Genomic DNA, 19418 nt, shown 5'->3' with positions numbered 1-19418 from the left:
TGCTCTGTGGTCGTCGTGTATGAGCTGTTACCTAACGCAGTATAAACAAAGAAAATGAACTACCCACGTCCTGAATATGAACTGGAGATGAACAGGAAAAAATATATTCATCGTTATTCATCATTGCAGCTTGAACCATTGTCATGATAATATTTCCTACAATGGAAGGCCCAAATTTTCATTATGTGCTATTAATATACAATCCATAAATTCAACAACAACGGAGTTGTTATGATGTTAAAAGTGAACCGAAATGATGACCGTCCCATCTGGCAGCAGCTGCTTGACCAGGCTATTCACAACATTACAACCGGGAACTGGCCTCCAGGTGAGCTGCTACTTCCGTCACGTGAGTTAGCTGGGCGAATCGGTGTTTCACGATCTACAATTCAGATCGTTTACGAAGAATTATTCAGCCGGGGTTATACAGTAACTTCACGTCGCGGTGGAACAAGAGTCAGTAGCTCGATCCAAGTGCTCCGTTCTTTAGATGAGGAGCCGCAGTCCGGGCCTGTGCCTCCCGTATTGCCTTTAGTACACGAATCCATCACCAAACTGCAGAGTTGGTTTGGAGATCATGATACCATGCAGGTGGATATTGATTTTAACCCTCACGAGCCTTACATCGATGAGACGTTCACCCAATCCTGGAGAAAATCATTTTTGCAGGTATCTGCTGAACCCAACCTCGATATCTGGTCGTATGGCGATGCCAGAGGTTTCCTGCCGCTACGGGAACAGATCCAGCGATACTTGTCATTAGAACGAGGAATTCATATTGAAGCTGATCAGATTTTGTTAACTTCAGGTGCTCAGCACAGCATTGATTTGATTGCTCAGGCACTTCTGACTGAAGGAGACAGAGTGTCCGTGGAGGACCCCGGTTTTCCTGCTGCCTGGACCACCATGAAATACCGCGGTATGCAGATTGATGCCGTACCGGTAGATGAGCAGGGACTATGTGTAGATCGCATCCACCCAGAATCGAGGCTCGTATTTGTCACCCCTTCGCACCAATGCGCGACCGGAATCATCATGTCTGAGCCACGAAGACAGCAATTCATGCAGTTGGCCGGAAAACGTGGAATGTGGATTATCGAGGACGATTACGATAGCGAATTCAGATATCGTGGAGACCCGATTCCTACCCTGTTCAGCCAGCTGCCTCAGAATACGCTTTATATGATGAGTTTCTCCAAAATGATTGCGCCCGGTATACGTTTATCCGCAATTATAGGACCTCAGGCAGCGATTGAGCGGCTTACCCAGATTCATGAACTGACTTATCGCCATTTACCCATAATGGAGCAGCTGACGCTGAATCATTTTATTGAACGTGGGCAATTTATGCGCCACATGAGAAGAGTTCGTAACATTTATCGCCGCAGACACGAGGTCATGACCAAAGCGATCCATTCTTCCGGTCTTAGTTCGCGTTTTAGATTAAGCGGAGTAGAAACGGGATTACATATCCTTCTTGAAGCAGATGCGTCATGTGATGAAGCAGCAATAACCTCTGCCGCCCGCAAGCAGGGTGTCTGTGTTTATCCGTTGAGCAGATACTGTCTGGAGAGTGATCGTAAGGGGTGGGTATTAGGTTTTGCAAAAGTGGATGAGGAACGAATTGAAGAAGGCATCTCCCGATTTGCCCGTACCTTATAATAACGATTGAATAGAGCCCTCCGGCAATGCTAATGGACAATTAGAGAAGATTGCAGGCGGGCTCTATCTATTTATGAGGTGAACGATGTCCCTGCTTCGTACAGGGGAAACCGTGATGTGATCTCGCGCACACAACCTGATATGTGCTGTTTTACTTTAGTGTTCGCTGGATTTTTAAAAGCAAGCGCGATAAGCTCGGCAATTTCTTTCATCTCCCCGGCACCAAGTCCTCTCGTTGTCATGGCAGGCGTTCCAAACCGAATACCGCTTGTAACTAACGGACTCGCTGTATCATGAGGAATCGAATTTTTGTTTGCCGTGATGCCTGCTTCATCCAGCATAATTTGAGCGTCTTTACCCGTAAGGCCAACGCTGCGCAGATCAACGAGAATGAGATGATTATCTGTCCCTCCAGAAACTAGAGTAAGCCCTTCATTGATTAGTGTTTCCGCCATTACTTTAGCATTATTCAGAACGTTGCTCATATAAACAGTGAAATCAGATTGCATTGCTTCCCCAAAAGCGACTGCTTTTCCAGCAATAATATGCATAAATGGCCCACCCTGCGTTCCCGGAAATACAGCTTTATCGATGGCCTGTGCCCAGGATTCTTTACACAAAATAGCACCTCCACGCGGACCTCGCAGCGTCTTATGTGTCGTGGTTGATACAATATGTGCATGCGGTACGGGGTTAGGGTGTAATCCTGCTGCAACAATGCCCGCAATGTGTGCCATATCTACAAACAGTAATGCTCCCACTTCGGAAGCAATTTGAGCAAAAATCTCAAAATCAATACGCCTCGGGTATGCACTCCCGCCTGCAACGATCATTCGTGGACGATGTTTGTGAGCCAGTTTTCGAACTTCATCGAAGTCAATAAGACCTGTTTGTGGATCAACACCATAGGGAACAAAGTGATAAAATCTTCCTGAAAAATTAACAAGATTCCCATGTGTCAGATGACCGCCATGAGCAAGATTCATTCCAAGAATCGTATCTCCCATCTGGACTGAGGCAAAATATACAGCCATATTCGCCTGTGAACCGGAATGAGGCTGCACATTCGCATGTTCAGCACCAAATAATTGTTTCAGGCGCTGATTAGCAATATCCTCTACGGTATCAACATGCTCGCATCCACCATAATATCTTCTGCCCGAATAACCCTCTGCATATTTATTGGTTAATACGCTGGCCGTGGCCTCCATTACGGCTTGGCTCACAAAATTCTCTGAAGCAATCAGTTCTATCGTATCCCTCTGCCTTGCAAGCTCGTGACGGGTTGCTGCTGCCAAAATTTCATCTTGGCTCTCTATATGTTTTAACATTCTGATCATCATCCCTTCCAGGTTTCTTAACCATTTGTTCCAAGTGGTTTTTTGGCAAATTTATAATGGATTAGTAGATGCGCCATGACTCCAGCCACAAGTCCCCAAAATGCACCGCCGATGCCAAACAAAGTTACATTAGCCGCTGTCGCTAAAAATGTAATTAATGCCGTCTCCCGTCCGTTCGGGTCCGCCAGAGCGTTAGCCAGGCTGCCGCCGATCGTTCCAAGTAAAGCTAGCCCTGCTAATGTGGCGATAAAAGCTGCGGGAAGAATTAAAAATAATGCGGCTAAGGTTACGCCAAAAATTCCGACAGTTATGTAGAAGACTCCGCAGGCAATGCCCGCAATATAACGCTTGGACTTATCTTCATGCGCATCTTTCCCTGTGCATATGGCTGCGGTAATGGCTGCCACGTTAAATGCATGTGAGCCGAATGGTGCAGCGATTAGTGAACCCAGTCCGGTTACCGTTAATATAGGGTTAGCACTCGTTCGAAAACCGTCATTGCGGAGAACCAGCATACCTGGCATGTACTGCCCCGTCAGTGTAATAATAAATAACGGCAGGGCCACACCGAGCAACGCTTGAATTGAGAATTCAGGCGCAGTGAATACAGGTAAAGCGACTGCGAGCTGAATGGAACTGAAATCCGTTTTTCCCATAATCATCAGGTAGATCAGACCGAGAACCAATATACCAACGATGGCATAGCGAGATGTAAACCGTTTTAATACGATATAGGCGGTGAACAACAGAATAACCAGTACAGGTTCGACCTTAGCCCCTTCAAACGCGGAGATACCAAACTGGAGTAAAATGCCTGCAAGTAAACCCGAAGCGATCCCTGGCGGGATCAATCGCACGAACCGTTCGAACAAACCCGACATGCCCAAAATGATAAAACCAACGGCTGATATCATATAAGCACCTACGGCTTCTGAATAAGGAGTTACAGCCAGCATGGAGACAAGGAAGGCTGCAGCCGGTGTAGACCACGCAGTAATGATAGGTTCTTTGTAGCGGTAACTAAGCCATATCCCCGTGATCCCGACGCCAATCGAAATGGACCATATCCAGGATGCGGTCATTTCCGGGCTCAATCCAGCTGCTTTGGCCGCTTGAAACACAAGAATGAACGTCCCTCCGTAATTAACAATTACAGAAATTAATGCAGCGGTCACTGGTGATATTAGATCGCGCCCGCGAATCTTATTAGATGCTGTTTTCAATGTAAACCCCTGCCCCTCAACTAATCTTCTATCTTTTTATGTTCGTTCCAGTAATATTCATCGGGCAGATAACGTGGGCCAAACACATTGGTTCCCACTCGAACGATGGTCGCTCCCTCTTCAATCGCCATACTGAAATCACCGGACATGCCCATCGATAACATTTCCATCTCGACGCGTGGGATGTTTCTCTCTCTGATCTGCATGCTGAGCTGTTTCAACAAGCGAAAACATTGGCGTGTCTCATCAGCTGATGCATGCAGCTTCCCTATCGTCATTAATCCTTTTACATGAAGCGTTTCAAATTGAGACAATTGTTCAACGAGTTCCACTGCATCCTCTGGAGAAGCACCGAATTTACTTTCTTCATAGGACGTATTAATTTGTACAAGAATGTCCATTGTCCGCTGTTCTTTGACAAGCTGGTCATGCAAGACCTGCCCGAGCTTCAGACGATCCACCGAATGGATCATTGTCACATACTTAACTACCTCCTTAACTTTATTCGTCTGCAGATGGCCGATAAAATGCCATTCCAACGCTTTGGACTGCTCCATAAGAGGATATTTATCTCGCAGTTCCTGCACCTTGTTTTCTCCAAACAGATGTTCACCTGCCTGCACGGCAATCTGTAACTTCTCCAGCGGTACCGTTTTCGTGGCTAAAAGCAGCTGCACATCGTTAACATTTCGTCCAGAAGCCTTGCAAGCCAGTGCCATTTGTTTTCTAACCATTTTTAAATTTTCTTCAACCGGATAATCCAAGCCAGATGCCCCTTTCTACTCACCATTTAAATGACAGTATAACAATCTATGGATTGAATACGTATATCCAAAGATATGATTTTTGAGCAATCCAAAATCCAAATACAACAATCTTTGCTTTGAGTATTTTATATTCCCAATAAAAAAGAGCCGCACAGTGGCGACTCATGGTATTAAAAACGATTGTTCAACCCAGTGTATAAAGGGTTGATTTTAATCACCAACTATATAAGTTGAACTAAAGATTTTACACTGGCCACTCCAATGACAGAATAACCTGGAGAGTAGCGGTTATCCCCAGATTTTTTGGATTCCCTTTTCCAAAGGGGAAAATCCGGTGATAAAGGCGAAGCCTATGCTTCCGATGTAGCTTTCTTTCAGAAAGCTTTCAGCTCCGCTTTTCCAGTTATAGAAACAAGGTGAGTTCCTAAAGAACTGCATTATCTTGCAGGCTTTAATAAAACTTTATAACAAATATCAAGAGCGACTAAACTTTGTTTTTCTGGATGAGCGTCATTATTGTAGTTGGCTGGATCAGTATCAAAAGCATACAATACATTGGTTACAATATAGAGCTTGTTATTCCAGAGAATTAACTCATCTTTTCTTGGAACAAAAGGTAAGGCTACCAAATCAGCATGTTCGGCTCGTGGATCGTCACTTAATACAATTGCTAGTTCAACGATGTTCAATTTTTATCACCCCAAGGCCTAAGATATCAATCGAAAATGACCACTGTTCGTGGACCTACAAATATAATTACAAAATAAAACAACGTATAAGTTTTCAAAGTGATTTTCTTCTCATTGTTATAAAAAATCCCATTCCGGCTTTTTTGTCCAGAACGGGATTCTCTTACTCACTAATTTTATTGATTCACGTTTTCCTTGGTTACCAGCTTCAACTCAGCCGGGATGGATTTCTCCACTTGTTTACCGCTCAGCACATCGAGTGCGGCTTGCAATGCGAGCTGTCCGATCAACTCAGGTTGTTGAGCTACAGTTGCTGTTAGTTTACCATCCTGAATCGATTTAATGGCATCATCATTACCATCAAATCCGATCACCGGGATATCTTTCCCCGAACTTTGGATTGCTTCAATGGCACCAAGAGCCATTTCGTCATTATGGGCAAACACGGCTTGCACTCCTGGGTTACCTTGCAATAAGTTCTCCATGACATTCAACCCTTTGGAGCGGTCAAAGTCAGCGGATTGTTTCGCAACCACGTCCAGCTTTTGGTCTGCAATCTCGTGGAAACCTTTGCCACGCTCACGGGTAGCTGATGCACCCGGTACACCTTCAAGTTCAATCACTTTAGCACCTTCACCAAGCTGTTTCACGATATATTCAGCAGCCATGCGTCCACCCTTTGCATTATCGGAAGCAACAAGTGCTGCAACTTCACCTTTATCCGCAGAGCGGTCAAGCGTAATTACTGGAATGCCCACACTATTAGCGGATTGAACCGCTGTAGAGATTGCAGCGGAATCTGCCGGGTTAATCAGCAAAGCATCAACGCCTTGCTGAATCAAATCGTCCACATCATTCGTTTGCTTCGCAGAATCGTTCTGTGCATCTACGACAACAACCTGAATACCTTGTTTCTGTGCTTCGGCTACGACACCATCTTTCAGTGAAACGAAGAACGGGTTGTTCAGTGTCGAGATCGACAAACCGATTTTCTTCTGTTCCTTACCTCCGGCTGACTTTGGTTTCGCCCAGCCTGGTGGCTCCAGCGAACATCCGGCTAGAACAACGATCAGTATCATGCTAACAAGCGTTAGTGTCCATTTTTTCATGTTGTTTTCTCTCCCTTAAGCGGTTTTCTTGCGGTCCAGCAGGACTGCGATAGCAATAACGACACCCTTCACAACCATTTGGTAGAAGGAGTTCACACCGAGCAGGTTCAGACCGTTATTCAGCACACCAATGATCAGCACACCAATCAATGTACCTACAATGCGTCCGCGGCCGCCGGAAAGGCTTGTTCCGCCCAGCACAACCGCTGCGATGGCATCCAGCTCATAGGATGTACCTGCCGTAGGTTGAGCGGAGTTCAGACGCGATGTCAGAATCGCGCCGGCCAGCGCAGCAAGCATACCTGCAAGGGAGTAGATCATAATTTTGACGCGGGATACTTTGATACCCGAGATGATGGAAGCTTTTTCATTACCGCCGATGGCGTACGTTTTGCGGCCGAAGGCCGTTTTATGCAAAATAGTCCACAGAATTACAAACGTAATCAGCATCGTAATTGCTGGTACTGGAATACCGAGCAAGTATCCGCGTCCAAACAATTGGAACAGCAGGCTATCGCCCAGACCTGTAATCGGATTACCATTGGTATATACCAGTGTCAGACCTCTAAAAATGGTCATCGTTGCAAGGGTTGCGATAAATGGAGCCATGTTACCCTTGGTAATCATCAGTCCATTCACCATACCCATGACTCCACCAAGGGCTACCCCAATGATGATGGACAGGATTGGATCAAGACCGGATAACATCATATTGGCTACGAAGGCACTTGATAGCGCAAGTATAGAACCAACCGACAAGTCAATCCCGCCAGTAAGAATAACAAACGTCATGCCAAATGCAATTAAAGCATTAATGGAAACCTGGCGTAGCAAATTTAGAATATTAAGTGGTTCCAAAAAGCTTGGATTGAGCACGGAAACAATCACAATTAGAATGATTAATCCGAGAAGTGGGCCGAGTTTTTGTGTTACGCTAGACAAGCGGAACCCGCTTTTGGCTGTTTTAGTATCCTGCATCGTTGTCATGTTACTGTCCCCCTGTAGCTAGAGTCATAATGTGTTCTTGTGTCGCTTGTTCCTTCGGTAGAACGCCGGTAATGTGACCTTCATGCACAACGGCAATGCGGTCGCTCATACCCAGCACTTCAGGCAGTTCGGATGAAACCATGATAATAGCTACCCCGCGATCCGTCAGTTCGTTCATGAGCTGATAGATCTCACGCTTCGCTCCAACGTCTACCCCGCGTGTAGGCTCGTCCAGAATGAGCACGCTTGGACCGATACCTACCCATTTGGCAATGACAACCTTCTGCTGGTTCCCACCGGACAAATTCCGGGCTGCGGTTTCCGAGGATTGGGTTTTGATCTGCAACCGTTTGATGAGTGTGTCTACAAACTCCTGCTCTTTCCCATTCGAGATGAAGCCTTTGCTGGAAAAACTGAATAGGTTCATCAGTGCCATATTTTCACGGATGGAAAAGTCGAGCACCAGCCCTTCATCCTTCCGGTCTTCTGTTATAAAACCGATACCGTGCTTCACCGCATCCGCCGGTTTGCGAATATTTACTTTTTTGCCACGTATCTTAATCTCTCCGCTATCCAATCGATCCAGACCAAAGATCGCTCTCATGATCTCCGTACGCCCCGATCCCATCAGACCAGAGAAACCGAGTACTTCACCGGCCTTCACGTCAAAGCTGACATTTTCGAATAATCCCTTCCGATTTGCTTCCCTCACCTCAAGCACGACTTCACCAGATTTCGGATGACGGGACGGATAACGCTCAGTCAGCTCACGACCTACCATCTTGCGTACAACTTCATCAAAGTTTGTCTCGGGAATGGCTTTGGTATCCACGGTTCGCCCGTCACGCATAATGGTGATGCGATCACAGATCGTGAAAATTTCCTCCATTCGGTGAGAGATGTAAACAACGGATACGCCATTTTTTTGCACAGAACGAATGACCTCAAACAATTTCTGAATTTCACGTTCAGTCAAAGCCGCTGTAGGCTCGTCCATGATAATGACTTTGGCCTCGGTCATAAGCGCTTTAGCTATCTCAATCATCTGCTGCTGTCCGACAGAGCACTCTCCTGCAGGGCGTTCTAGCGGAATGTCCACCGAAAGTTTGGCGAATTGTTCACTAGCAAGCGCTTTCATTTGTTTTGTGTTCAGCAACCCCATGGAGGACGATATCTCTTTACCGATAAACAGGTTATCCAGTACCGTCATCTCAGGCCAGACATTCAATTCTTGGTGAATAAACGTAAGCCCAAGCTGCTCTGCTTCTTTTGGACTACCGAAGTACGTCTCTTTGCCATCAATCTCTATGGTTCCTTGATCCCGTTGGTGCAGACCGATCAAAATGTTCATCAGCGTTGATTTCCCGGCGCCATTCTCCCCCATCAGGGCATGAACCTCGCCTTCTTTTAATTCAAAATCCACACCGCTTAACACTTGATTTGTGCCAAACGCTTTATGGATATTATGCATCTGAATGTGCATGGTGCTGCCTCCTTTTAACCGAAATGAACTCCCGATTGTAAAATGCAATTGGCATACGGTGTAGCCTCGCCTGTACGAATAACGGCCTTCACTTGCTGGGTTAACGCTTTAAACTGCTCATGGTTCTGGCTATCATCGATGATCTGCGTATCAAATTTCTCATTCAGGTACGCAAGTGTCTGCGGATTCCCTTCATGGATTTCACTAGCGATGATCACTTTCTCAATGACCATGTCTTCCGCAATGACGTTCAGCACTTCACGAAAGCTTGGTGTACCAAGTTTGAGTGCCAGATCAATCTTCGGCACACCATCCGGAACGGGCAAGCCCGCATCCGCAATGGCAATTTGATCCGTGTGACCCAGATCAGACAAGATTTTAGAGATGTGACTGTTCAAGATGCCGTTTCTTTTCATTACAAGCTCTCCTCTACTTCGTCCCTGGTTGGCATACCGCCCTGTGCACCAAACTTGGTTACGGATAACGATGCCGCCCGATTGGCAAAACGCACACTGTCCTGAATCAATTTACCCTCAGCCAGAGCGACTGCAAATGCTGCATTAAATGTATCGCCAGCTCCGGTTGTATCTACAGCTTCAACTTTATAGGTTGGCACAAGTACCTCTTCATTACCGTCATAATATCGAACACCCTTACTGCCTTCCGTAATGAATAATTTGTTTGGATGTTGACGTAGCGCTTCCGCAGGCTTCATACCTTTGAACAAAATTTCGGCCTCATGCTCATTAGGTGTAATATAAGATGCATTGTCGATCACCTCTTGTGGAACCGCACGGGCAGGAGCCGGATTGAGCAGTAAGGGTGTCTTGTATTTGGCACATAATTGGCTGACATGAATCACCGTTTCTTCTGGAATCTCTTGCTGGATCAGCACAATATCCGCGTTACGAATTGCTTCAGCAGCTTCATCCACATAAGCAGGAGTCACTTCGCGATTGGCCGCTTCGACCACCACAATGCTATTATCTCCCTCTGCCAAGATGATATGAGCTGTACCACTCTCCGAATGTGTAACCGGTTTCACATTGCTTGTATTTACACGATTTGCTTTAAAGTTTTCTAAAATGTCTGTACCGAATGTATCATCTCCAACACGGCCGATCATGACAACCTCGGCTCCCAAACGAGCTGCCGCCACAGCTTGGTTGGCGCCTTTCCCGCCGGGTACTGTCTTAAAGCTTTCACCAAGCACGGTTTCTCCCGCGCCCGGTCTTCTGGAGGATGTCACAACCAAGTCCATTGAACTGCTTCCAATCACACAAATGTTAGCCATCGTTTCTCACCTTTCTCGTTGTTCCCCGTTCAATGAAAGACACGGGCAACTGTATGTTTTTATTCTCCATGTTATTTTGCTCTACTAACTGAATAAGTAATCCTGCCGCTTCTCTGCCCATTTCATATGCTGGCTGACGAATTGTAGACAATGCAGGTGACAATAAACCACTCATCGGAATGTCGTCAAACCCGATAACCTGTACATCAATCGGGACGTTCCTCCCAATCCGATAAGCTTCATGCAAAACCGCCATTGCGGCGATGTCATTACTGGCAATAACGCCGTCCGTGTCCGGAAATTTTCTGAACAGTTCCTCCGCCCATACACCTGCCTCATTAAATGAAAACGAGGTGGTTTGAATGACCTCATGATTCAGTCCTGCTTGTCGGATGACTTCAATCGCTCCTTCAAACCGATCTTGAGCCGGCCGAATATGGGATGGTCCTTGCATAACGGTAATTCTTTTACTGCCCCGTTTGATGATTTCTTTGGCAGCAAGCCTTCCGCCTTCTCTGCCATCGGCATAGACCGAAGGTCGATCCAGTGAAGTTCTGTCCAGAAAGACAACGGGAATCTTCAGCTTTTCATATATCGAAGAGTGAGGGTAATTGGTGGATGAGATCACACCTACTACGTTATTCTGGATAAACGTCTGGATGTAATCCTGCTCCTTCCCTTCATCCTCATCACTGTTTCCAAATATTAAGCGGTAATCCTGCTCTTGCATCCGATCCTCCACACCCCGCGCAAGCTGAGGGAAATAAGGATTCGCAATGTCTGGAAGCAGTAGGCCAATCAGTTTCGACTTGCGTGTGTATAGTGAACGTGCCACTTCATTCGGTGAAAAGTGAAGTGCCTTGACTGCTTCTTCAACTTTCTTACGAGTGTCTGCGTGCACATAGCCCCTGTCATTAATCACTCTGGATACCGTGGCTACGGATACACCGGCCAGATTTGCTACGTCTTTAATTGTTGTCATGGAATGTTCTCCTTATGTGTAACCGGTTACAGACATAAATTATCACATTATTTTTCATTTGGCAAGCGCTCTCTTGTTGGGAATAAAATCCACACACGCTTTTCTCGCGATCATCTCTGTAATTTCTCTCATCACCTCATAACAAGGTTGCCTGCTCCAAGCCATTTTTCTTCCAACACAAAAGCAGGTTTTTATGATATGGTCTATAAGGCATGATTGTTTATTCTTACATACAGATGTGCACAACAAGCGAGGAGAAGATTAAGCGTGATCGAGAGAGATTCAACATCCATTAGTCCAAAGGCAACAGAACATATGCAAAGTGAAAGTACAGCACGAGAAAACAAAAATCAAGGCGAACAGGAACATCGGAGCAAACTAAGCGATCCATTCATTGTGATGCTCATTGCAGGATTATGCTGCTTATTATGGGGGAGTGCCTATCCTTCCATCAAACTCGGTTATGTTGCTTTTCACATTTTGCCCGAAGACATTGCTTCAAAATACGTTTTTGCCGGGTATCGATTCAGTTTGGCAGGTATATTGCTGTTACTTCTATATCGCGTTGGTTTCAGACGGAAGCCAAAGCTTAGCGGACGTGAATGGGCAGGTTTGAGCATGCTCGGCGTACTGCAGACAGGACTGCAATATATGTTTTTTTATGTAGGCGTAGCCAACACCACCGGTGTCAAAGGATCTATCATGAATGCAACAACGACGTTTTTCAGTGTTGTATTGGCCCATTTTATCTATAAAAATGATAAGCTGAGCCGTAACAAAATCATCGGCTGTGTGATCGGGTTTATCGGTGTCATTATCGTCAACTTTCATGCAGACTTGCTTACCTTTTCATTCTCTTTCACAGGAGAAGGATTTATCATTATGGCCGCTCTCGTTTTCTCGGTAACAGCCATTTACGCGAAGCGTTTAACTGGAACAATTGATGTTATGATGATCACCGGCGTTAGTCTTCTAGTTGGCGGATTAGTGCTGACTTTGCTCGGTCTATCACTCGGAGGTCAAGTTACTCATTTTACATGGGAATCCACACTGAATCTGGTGTATTTGGCTTTGCTCTCATCCGTGGCCTTTTGCCTGTGGAATCTGCTTCTGAAGTACAACAAAGTTGGCAAAGTATCGGTTTATAATTTCTTAATTCCCATCTTTGGTGCCCTGTTATCCGCATTGTTTCTTGGAGAAACGATCTGGGAACTAAAAAATCTTGTTGCGTTAATATTGGTATCTGTTGGCATTTATCTGGTCAACCGTGTACACGCACTTCGAATGACAAAAAGCCGCTAATCAGCGGCTTTTGTTGTTTATAATACGATAATATGATCAGTCAGCTCGAATTTGAAAATAAGATACTATGTTGATTTTACCTTGTACTGTGGACTAGATTAGTAAATTACAGTGTAATCAATCAGATCATCTTCCTCTTCATAATTGAACATAATACCATGTTTACCCCATTTATATATCATCTCGTATCCGCCAACGGCTTCATTGTAATATTCCGAAGACGGTTTTCCAAGCCACAACTTTATATCATCAGGGGAAAGATACTGCTTCTCATTGTAAAGCTCAATGACGGAAACGCGAGATTTGCTCTTCAATTCATGCAGGTAGGCATCAAATCCGATACCAAAGTTGGCATATTTGTAAACAGCACCCCACTCTCCATTCGATTTGGATTTAGGTTTGCCCAGTTTCTTTTGCACTGTTTTCAACGTCAGGCCTGTTTTAATATCTGTCCGTCCCGGTAACTGTCCTTTGGAGGCAGCATCCTTGAGACTCTTCAAGTAAGCCCGATTCCCAACGCCCGAATTAGGCCAAGCTGCAATCTTTTGATTTCGAGTATCATCGAGACGCATTTGTAATTGGTTTACATTCATTTTAAAGGTATTGAATTCGTAAATACCCTGCACATTATTATAATACCTGAATTGTACCCGACCATCTGACAATGTCCGAATTCCCTGATCCCTCGTAGCAACAGTAGAGTCTCCACCGGTTTTGCCATCATTAAGCACATAACCCACGCGCTTCAACTCACCGGATTGAATCACAAACGTTTTAATCATATTCACATTCGATGAACCCCACTCCGTGATCATCAACAGATCCGGGATACCAGACTCCCTGCTGTCCACAACAAAATTCGAATTTTGACGTAAAATAATTGTATCCAGTTCCAAATTAACATGCTGCACCGTGCCGAATGCTTCTCCCGATTTGAGAATTGCTGCATGATATGATCCTGTGTAAATTACATCTCCTGCATTATTATCTCCCCAGCTATCAAGTTCAGTTAAGGTGCTAACTTCCTCATCTTCAGCAAAAATATAAACCGTATATGCAGTCTCCTGTGCATCTCTTAATGTAAACGAAAGTCTACTTTGTTGCTTGAGCTGGTCGGCAGTAATTTGCTCTCCACTTGCTCCGACTGTGCTTGAAACGAAAAACAAAGAACTTAGAACAGAGGTAACCAAAGTTAAAATCATCAGAAATGCCCATTTGGTATGATGTTTCATATAAGTCATGATGTGAACTCCCTTATGTATTTAATTTATTTCTTCCAAACCCGAGTACTTCTTATGAACTTAGACTGCTTTAGATTAATGCTTTTAATTGGATCCAACTTAATCTAAACTCTCGCGTGTTTCATCTCTCCTTACGTATTCTCTTATAATTTGATCTGGAGGAAACATCTCCCTCTAGTTCCAATTATCTAAACCATAATAACATACTTTCTCCCACGAAAAAATGTAAATAATAAGGAATACTTGGCCCACTCCTTATACCATTAAAATAAACAAAAACCCTGCTGTTTTTCCTTAGCAGGGTCCAAAATAAGTTAATATTAATCAGAATAGCATTCGAGCATACAGCTTTTTATAGGCAAGAATACACTACGTTGCGTAAACGGCGCTGCACATAATGCTCCTGGCTGTTCAAGAGATGTTGTGCATACATCACCGTCAGTCCAGAATCCGGATCGATAATCGCCATACAGCCTGCCGCACCGGCCCATCCAAATTCACCAACCGGACTCAGTGATCCACTGCCTGCTGGTGAGATATGTGTACGAACCCCGAGACCATAGCCGTAACCATACATATGATCCCATGAAAAGTCTGGTCGTGTCATGTCATTCAGATGATCGGCTCTCATGAGCTCCACGGAAGCTCGGGACAAAATCCGCACGCCTTCAGGACTTGTGCCAAATCCGGTCAGGGCATTCAGGAACTTGGCGTAATCGTTCACAGTAGATAACAATCCGGCACCGCCACTATCCAATTCTGTACCTACACGGAAACCGTTGCCGTCCATTCGTACCGCTTTATCTTGCTCTTCATCAAAAAGATATTGCGGGATTAAGCGAGATTGTTGAGCTTCATTCAGGTCAAAGGTGGTATCATGCATACCAAGTGGTTTAATGATCTCATCTTGCAAATACGTGCCGAATCGTTTCCCACTTACGACTTCGACCAGTGCACCAAGTACATCATGACACATGCTGTAATTCCAGTGGGTACCCGGCTCAAACATGAGTGGTTCTTTGGCCAAAGCTCTTGCAAACTCTCGCGTTGGCAGTGTTCCATTCGTGCGTTCTACGGCTTCCTTGATACTTGGCGAATGGATATCATATGAAAAACCAGCAGTCATCGTAAATAGATCACGTACCGTTATTGGTCTTGTCGCTTTCTCATAGTACACCTCGCCATTCGGAAGTGCCTTTTTCACCTGCATTTCCTCAAATTCAGGTAAGTACTGAGAAAGCGGGTCAAGTAAAAGGATATCCCCTTTCTCAACCAGTTGCAGTGCAGCAACACAGGTCATAATCTTGGTCATGGAGTACAAATTAAAGATGGCGTTATCCCGAATTGGAGTCTTCTCCTCCAGATTCTCAAATCCATTGCGATACTGGAAAACGGTTTCGTTTTGATGCATAATAAGCACTTCTGCCCATGGAACTCTCCATGAGGTTAAACGATCAATTAATGAAGCAACCGGTTTAAAGTCCATATTTCCCCATCCTTATATGTAAAATTGTGTTGTTTGTGCTACGAAGAGCACTTAGCGAAATATACTTCTCTTCCCTACGACATATACTACTATACGACCTTTTGAACCTGTTGACTAGTTTGATTAAATGTTAATTTCGTCAGGCCAGATATTGCAATTCAAATGGCAAAAAGCCGATCCATAACTGGACCAGCTAATAACCTTAAAATCATATTCGCACGCTAATTTGGATAAGATCGTCTATTCTCAACCGATTTCATACGATTCTGGTCATCCGTTACGTGGTCCTGACTAAATTCCTGCCCTGCCTCCATCTCACCATGACCGGATACGTTGCGGGAGAAATTGGTAAATTGTCTTTTGTGCTCATCCTGTTCGTGCTTCTGTTTCAAAAGTTCCTGCGGGTCTTGCTTTGTCATCGCACTAACCTCCATATTGAAATGTCTTGTACGTCTTCTCACTACATAAATCGAACTAAAGAGGGTTTGCAAAGCACTTCGATGACAGAATAACCTTCCAATCGCTGTTATCCCCAGATTTTTTTAATTCTCTTTTCTCGAGGGGAAAATCCAGTGATAAAGGCGAGCGCTTCGCTTTTTCAGGTTTTTTCTGTCCTCTCCGTTTTTGTGCACACCAATCCAGTTCGACTTATATACAAAAGCTTTCCATACAGAAGCCCCACTTATGCAAGTAAATGCAAGTAATCCAGGTTAACGCAAAGGAAAGGAGATCATTCCCAATATGACGCGCCTTCTCTTATCTTATCCGCTGGGTGTGAACACCCCGGTGTACAAAGGTAATCCTCCCGTCGTGATACAGCAACAATCCAGTATCGCTCAAGGTGATGCCTACAACCAGTTTATTGTCTCAAGCCTTAATCATAATGGTACACATATTGATGCGCCGTGGCATTTTAATCCTCAAGGCAAAAAGATCAGTGAGATTCCTATAGATGATTTTATTTTTACACACCCCGTGGTGATAGATATTCCCAAAAGTGATGATGAGTTGATCACCAAAGCTGATCTGCAGCCTTATGAGCATCAGATCGCTGGAGCTGACCTGCTGCTGATTCGTACGGGATTTGGCAGAATTCGCTCATCTGATCCTGACAGATACGCCAATCATAACCCGGGTTTATCCGCCTCGGCAGCACAGTACCTGATGATTTTCAACTCCTTGCGTGCTATTGGTATTGATATGATATCCGCTGGTGCAGCGAATCATCCAGATGAAGCCGTTGCTTTTCACCAGATTATTCTGGGTAAAGGTCGTGTCGATGGTAAGTACATTCTCGTCATTGAAGATCTGAATCTGAATCAGGATCTTTCCCACATCTCTAGGGTCTACGCGATCCCTCTGTACATCGAAGGCGTCGACAGCAGCTTTGCTACTGTTTTTACGGAAGATTAACGCTGGCTAGCGGAATGATTATGGTTTTGTGAAAAAAAGATAAGAAAAAGCGCCGACAAGAGGGCTGCTCTTATCAACGCTTGTTCTTAGTGAATGTCTTTCTTCTTGAAATTGCCGCCCTTCACTTCGGCTACATCGTAGACAACAACAAAGGCTGTAGGGTCAATCTCGTTAATGATTTCTTTGATTTTACTCTCTTCCATCCGGTTGATGACACAAGTGATTTCCTTGAACTGCTCGTTGGAGTATCCACCATATGCCTCGGTGTACGTTGCTCCGCGTCCGAGTCGATCACGAATAGTCTCCACCATGACTTCCGGTTGTGTCGTAATTATTTTGAATGTCTTCGAACCGCTCAAACCTTCTTCAACAATATGTATCACTTTCGAGGCAATGAAATAAGCGAGTCCTGACAAAATCGCACCTTGCAGACCAAATACGGTCGAAACAACGATAAATACAAACATGTTCAGGAATAGAATCAGGTCACTCGTTCCGAACGGAAGCTTACGAGATAACAATACGGCAAGCATATCAATCCCATCAAGTGCTCCGCCGTTACGTAGTGCAAGACCCATACCAAAACCGATAATGATACCACCCACAACCGTTACCAGCAACGTGTCCCCTTTAATAATCGTGGGCACATGATGCATCAGACTGGCACTAATCGCCAGTGACGCAATACCAATGACGGAGTAAAGTGCAAAGCTTTTACCAATTTGCTTGTAACCGAGCCACACAAACGGAATGTTCAGCAATCCGATGAGTAATCCGAGTGGCAATCCGAACAAATTCGAGCCGACGATACTGAGACCGGTTACGCCACCATCGGATACCTGGTTTGGAATCAATATGGCCTCCAGACCATAGGCCGTGATGAATCCCCCGATAATGATGAGCAGCGCTTTGGAAAGGATTTTGAGCTGGTTCGACTTGTGTGGTTTGTGTTGATGCATTCCATTTCCCCCTTGATAAACGATAAACACGATAAATTTTAACAAACATAAAAAATAGTCTATAACAAAAATCACACATTTGGCAATAGAAGGGCAATCCAAAAGTTAGTTCAGTCTTCCGATCGCATTCTTTCTACGTTACATTATTTCCCGATAAAGGATCGATATGCTGTGATTTTAAGTTCAAGCATTTCATTCGCCGCATGAAGGGTATTCATCTGATCTTCAACGGCTTTTTTATGGTTCTCGAGCAACTTTAAACGTTCTGGAGCCGTATGCTCACCTTCTTGAAATAAAGAAGCATACTGTTTGATTATCGCAATCGGCATTTGTGTTTCTTTTAGCTTGATGACAAACTGCAGCCATTTAAGATGCGACTCATTATAGCGCCTGTCCCCACTGGAGTCACGCAAAGGAATTATAATTTGTTCCTTCTCATAATAACGTAGTGTATGTGCACTGATGCCCAGCATCTCGGCGACTTCTCCGATCGTATGCATGGTTGTTTCACCTCCTCCTTCGGATGGCTTGACTTAGAGTAAACTCTAATCAGTATAATCAATTCGTGGTCATCCCACAATATATAAGGAATTGATCCCAGGAGGAATTCATATGAAATATACCGTTATTACCGGTGCCAGCTCAGGCATTGGGTATGAAGCCGCTTTGGCTTTTGCAGCCAGAGGCAAACATCTCATTTTAGCAGCCCGCAGAACTGAAGCATTGGATATGTTAAAAAATAAAATCGCCGAACTCAACTCGGAACTCGATGTTGTTGTTCGTCCAGTGGATTTGTCCATTGCCGCAGATGTACATGCTTTCTATGATAGCTTGAAAGGTTACTCCATTGAAACATGGATCAACAACGCAGGCTTTGGCAACTTTGCTTCGATCGGTGAGCAAAATTTGCCTAAAATTGAGCAAATGCTTCATCTGAATATTGAAGCACTGACGATTCTCTCCACTCTGTATGTTCGGGATTATGCCAATACTCCGGGCACGCAGATCATCAACATCTCTTCAGGGGGCGGCTACACTATCGTTCCAGATGCGGTGACCTATTGTGCCACGAAGTTTTATGTCAGTGCCTTTACCGAAGGGCTAGCACAAGAACTCCAAAGCAAAGGCGCTCCAATGCAAGCCAAAGTGCTGGCACCTGCGGCCACAGAAACTGAGTTTGCTGAACGTGCCTTTGATCTGGATCAGTTCCAGTACGAAGGCCGTGTGCCCAAGTTCCATACAGCCGAGCAAATGGCTGGATTTTTACTCGATCTCTATGACAGCAAACATGTTGTAGGTATTGTGAATGGTCTAACGTATGAATTCGAACTGAAAGACCCAATCTTCCCCTATGCCGCAAGAGCTGCAAGCAAACCTGTCGATTCTAACGAATAATAGAAGTAGCCAAAAAAGGCTGTCCTCTGGTCACACTAAGTTGTGACCTTGGACAGCCTTTTACTTGTACTGCAATATTATTACTC

The 19418-nt window shown here is 44.8% G+C and carries 19 protein-coding genes; 4 read left to right on the top strand and 15 right to left on the bottom strand.

The features are described 5' to 3' along the window. Positions 1-234 precede the first annotated feature (234 nt). Positions 235-1662, top strand: coding sequence for a MocR-like pyridoxine biosynthesis transcription factor PdxR (gene pdxR, locus BLQ13_RS03115; RefSeq protein WP_090915894.1), 1428 nt, complete (start codon positions 235-237; stop codon positions 1660-1662). A gap of 71 nt (positions 1663-1733) precedes the next feature. Here the strand turns inward: pdxR and BLQ13_RS03110 are convergent, their stop codons facing one another. From BLQ13_RS03110 to BLQ13_RS03065, 10 genes are all read right to left on the bottom strand, one after another. Continuing rightward, positions 1734-2993: a serine hydroxymethyltransferase gene (locus BLQ13_RS03110; protein WP_090915892.1), complete on the bottom strand. Its 1260-nt coding sequence runs from the start codon at positions 2991-2993 to the stop codon at positions 1734-1736. A 26-nt stretch (positions 2994-3019) separates the two neighbouring features. Continuing rightward, positions 3020-4225, bottom strand: a complete 1206-nt coding sequence (locus BLQ13_RS03105; protein WP_090915891.1) for a benzoate/H(+) symporter BenE family transporter — start codon at positions 4223-4225, stop codon at positions 3020-3022. A 20-nt stretch (positions 4226-4245) separates the two neighbouring features. After that, complete coding sequence (locus tag BLQ13_RS03100) at positions 4246-4989, bottom strand: YggS family pyridoxal phosphate-dependent enzyme (protein WP_090915889.1); 744 nt, start codon at positions 4987-4989, stop codon at positions 4246-4248. A 440-nt stretch (positions 4990-5429) separates the two neighbouring features. Next, positions 5430-5681 carry a hypothetical protein gene (locus tag BLQ13_RS03095; protein WP_090915887.1) on the bottom strand — a complete coding sequence of 84 codons (252 nt, stop codon included), beginning with the start codon at positions 5679-5681 and terminating at the stop codon, positions 5430-5432. A gap of 176 nt (positions 5682-5857) precedes the next feature. Beyond that, complete coding sequence (gene rbsB, locus BLQ13_RS03090) at positions 5858-6790, bottom strand: ribose ABC transporter substrate-binding protein RbsB (RefSeq protein WP_090915885.1); 933 nt, start codon at positions 6788-6790, stop codon at positions 5858-5860. A 15-nt stretch (positions 6791-6805) separates the two neighbouring features. Further along, on the bottom strand, positions 6806-7777 hold the full coding sequence (locus BLQ13_RS03085) for an ABC transporter permease subunit (RefSeq protein WP_090915883.1): 972 nt from the start codon (positions 7775-7777) through the stop codon (positions 6806-6808). Position 7778: 1 nt separating this feature from the next. Continuing rightward, on the bottom strand, positions 7779-9260 hold the full coding sequence (locus BLQ13_RS03080) for a sugar ABC transporter ATP-binding protein (protein WP_090915881.1): 1482 nt from the start codon (positions 9258-9260) through the stop codon (positions 7779-7781). Positions 9261-9274: 14 nt separating this feature from the next. Next, positions 9275-9676: a D-ribose pyranase gene (rbsD, locus tag BLQ13_RS03075; RefSeq protein ID WP_090915879.1), complete on the bottom strand. Its 402-nt coding sequence runs from the start codon at positions 9674-9676 to the stop codon at positions 9275-9277. Beyond that, positions 9676-10554 carry a ribokinase gene (gene rbsK, locus BLQ13_RS03070; protein WP_090915877.1) on the bottom strand — a complete coding sequence of 293 codons (879 nt, stop codon included), beginning with the start codon at positions 10552-10554 and terminating at the stop codon, positions 9676-9678. The genes rbsD and rbsK overlap by 1 nt, the downstream gene beginning before the upstream one ends. Beyond that, positions 10547-11536 carry a LacI family DNA-binding transcriptional regulator gene (locus BLQ13_RS03065; RefSeq protein WP_090915875.1) on the bottom strand — a complete coding sequence of 330 codons (990 nt, stop codon included), beginning with the start codon at positions 11534-11536 and terminating at the stop codon, positions 10547-10549. Before BLQ13_RS03065 ends, rbsK begins: the two co-directional genes overlap by 8 nt. A gap of 267 nt (positions 11537-11803) precedes the next feature. Between BLQ13_RS03065 and BLQ13_RS03060 the strand changes: the two genes are divergently transcribed. Beyond that, entirely contained in the window at positions 11804-12838 is a 1035-nt protein-coding gene (locus BLQ13_RS03060; protein ID WP_244159201.1) for a DMT family transporter, read from the top strand. Between the two features lie 98 nt (positions 12839-12936). Here BLQ13_RS03060 and BLQ13_RS03055 read toward each other — a convergent pair whose 3' ends face one another. The 3 genes from BLQ13_RS03055 to BLQ13_RS03045 form a co-directional block, all read right to left on the bottom strand. Next, positions 12937-14079 carry a DUF4309 domain-containing protein gene (locus BLQ13_RS03055; RefSeq protein ID WP_090915873.1) on the bottom strand — a complete coding sequence of 381 codons (1143 nt, stop codon included), beginning with the start codon at positions 14077-14079 and terminating at the stop codon, positions 12937-12939. Positions 14080-14431: 352 nt separating this feature from the next. Continuing rightward, entirely contained in the window at positions 14432-15565 is a 1134-nt protein-coding gene (locus tag BLQ13_RS03050) for a serine hydrolase domain-containing protein (protein WP_090915870.1), read from the bottom strand. A 221-nt stretch (positions 15566-15786) separates the two neighbouring features. Beyond that, complete coding sequence (locus tag BLQ13_RS03045) at positions 15787-15984, bottom strand: hypothetical protein (RefSeq protein ID WP_145330658.1); 198 nt, start codon at positions 15982-15984, stop codon at positions 15787-15789. A gap of 322 nt (positions 15985-16306) precedes the next feature. Here BLQ13_RS03045 and BLQ13_RS03040 point away from each other — a divergent pair, with 322 nt between their 5' ends. Beyond that, the gene (locus BLQ13_RS03040; RefSeq protein WP_090915866.1) at positions 16307-16978 is read left to right on the top strand and encodes a cyclase family protein; all 672 of its coding nucleotides are present in this window, start codon (positions 16307-16309) and stop codon (positions 16976-16978) included. An 86-nt stretch (positions 16979-17064) separates the two neighbouring features. Here BLQ13_RS03040 and BLQ13_RS03035 read toward each other — a convergent pair whose 3' ends face one another. After that, the gene (locus BLQ13_RS03035) at positions 17065-17937 is read right to left on the bottom strand and encodes a YitT family protein (RefSeq protein WP_090915864.1); all 873 of its coding nucleotides are present in this window, start codon (positions 17935-17937) and stop codon (positions 17065-17067) included. A 143-nt stretch (positions 17938-18080) separates the two neighbouring features. Continuing rightward, positions 18081-18437 (bottom strand): MerR family transcriptional regulator, encoded by a 357-nt coding sequence (locus tag BLQ13_RS03030; RefSeq protein WP_090915862.1) that lies wholly within the window; start codon positions 18435-18437, stop codon positions 18081-18083. Positions 18438-18549: 112 nt separating this feature from the next. On the opposite strand from BLQ13_RS03030, the gene BLQ13_RS03025 reads away from it, so the two are divergent. Then, the gene (locus tag BLQ13_RS03025; protein WP_090915860.1) at positions 18550-19332 is read left to right on the top strand and encodes an SDR family NAD(P)-dependent oxidoreductase; all 783 of its coding nucleotides are present in this window, start codon (positions 18550-18552) and stop codon (positions 19330-19332) included. Positions 19333-19418: the final 86 nt, after the last annotated feature.

It is taken from the genome of Paenibacillus polysaccharolyticus, assembly GCF_900102085.1.
Classification (GTDB): Bacteria; Bacillota; Bacilli; order Paenibacillales; family Paenibacillaceae; genus Paenibacillus; species Paenibacillus polysaccharolyticus.
Note: the sequence above shows the minus strand (reverse complement) of the source record. Positions and strands in the feature narration are given on the sequence as shown.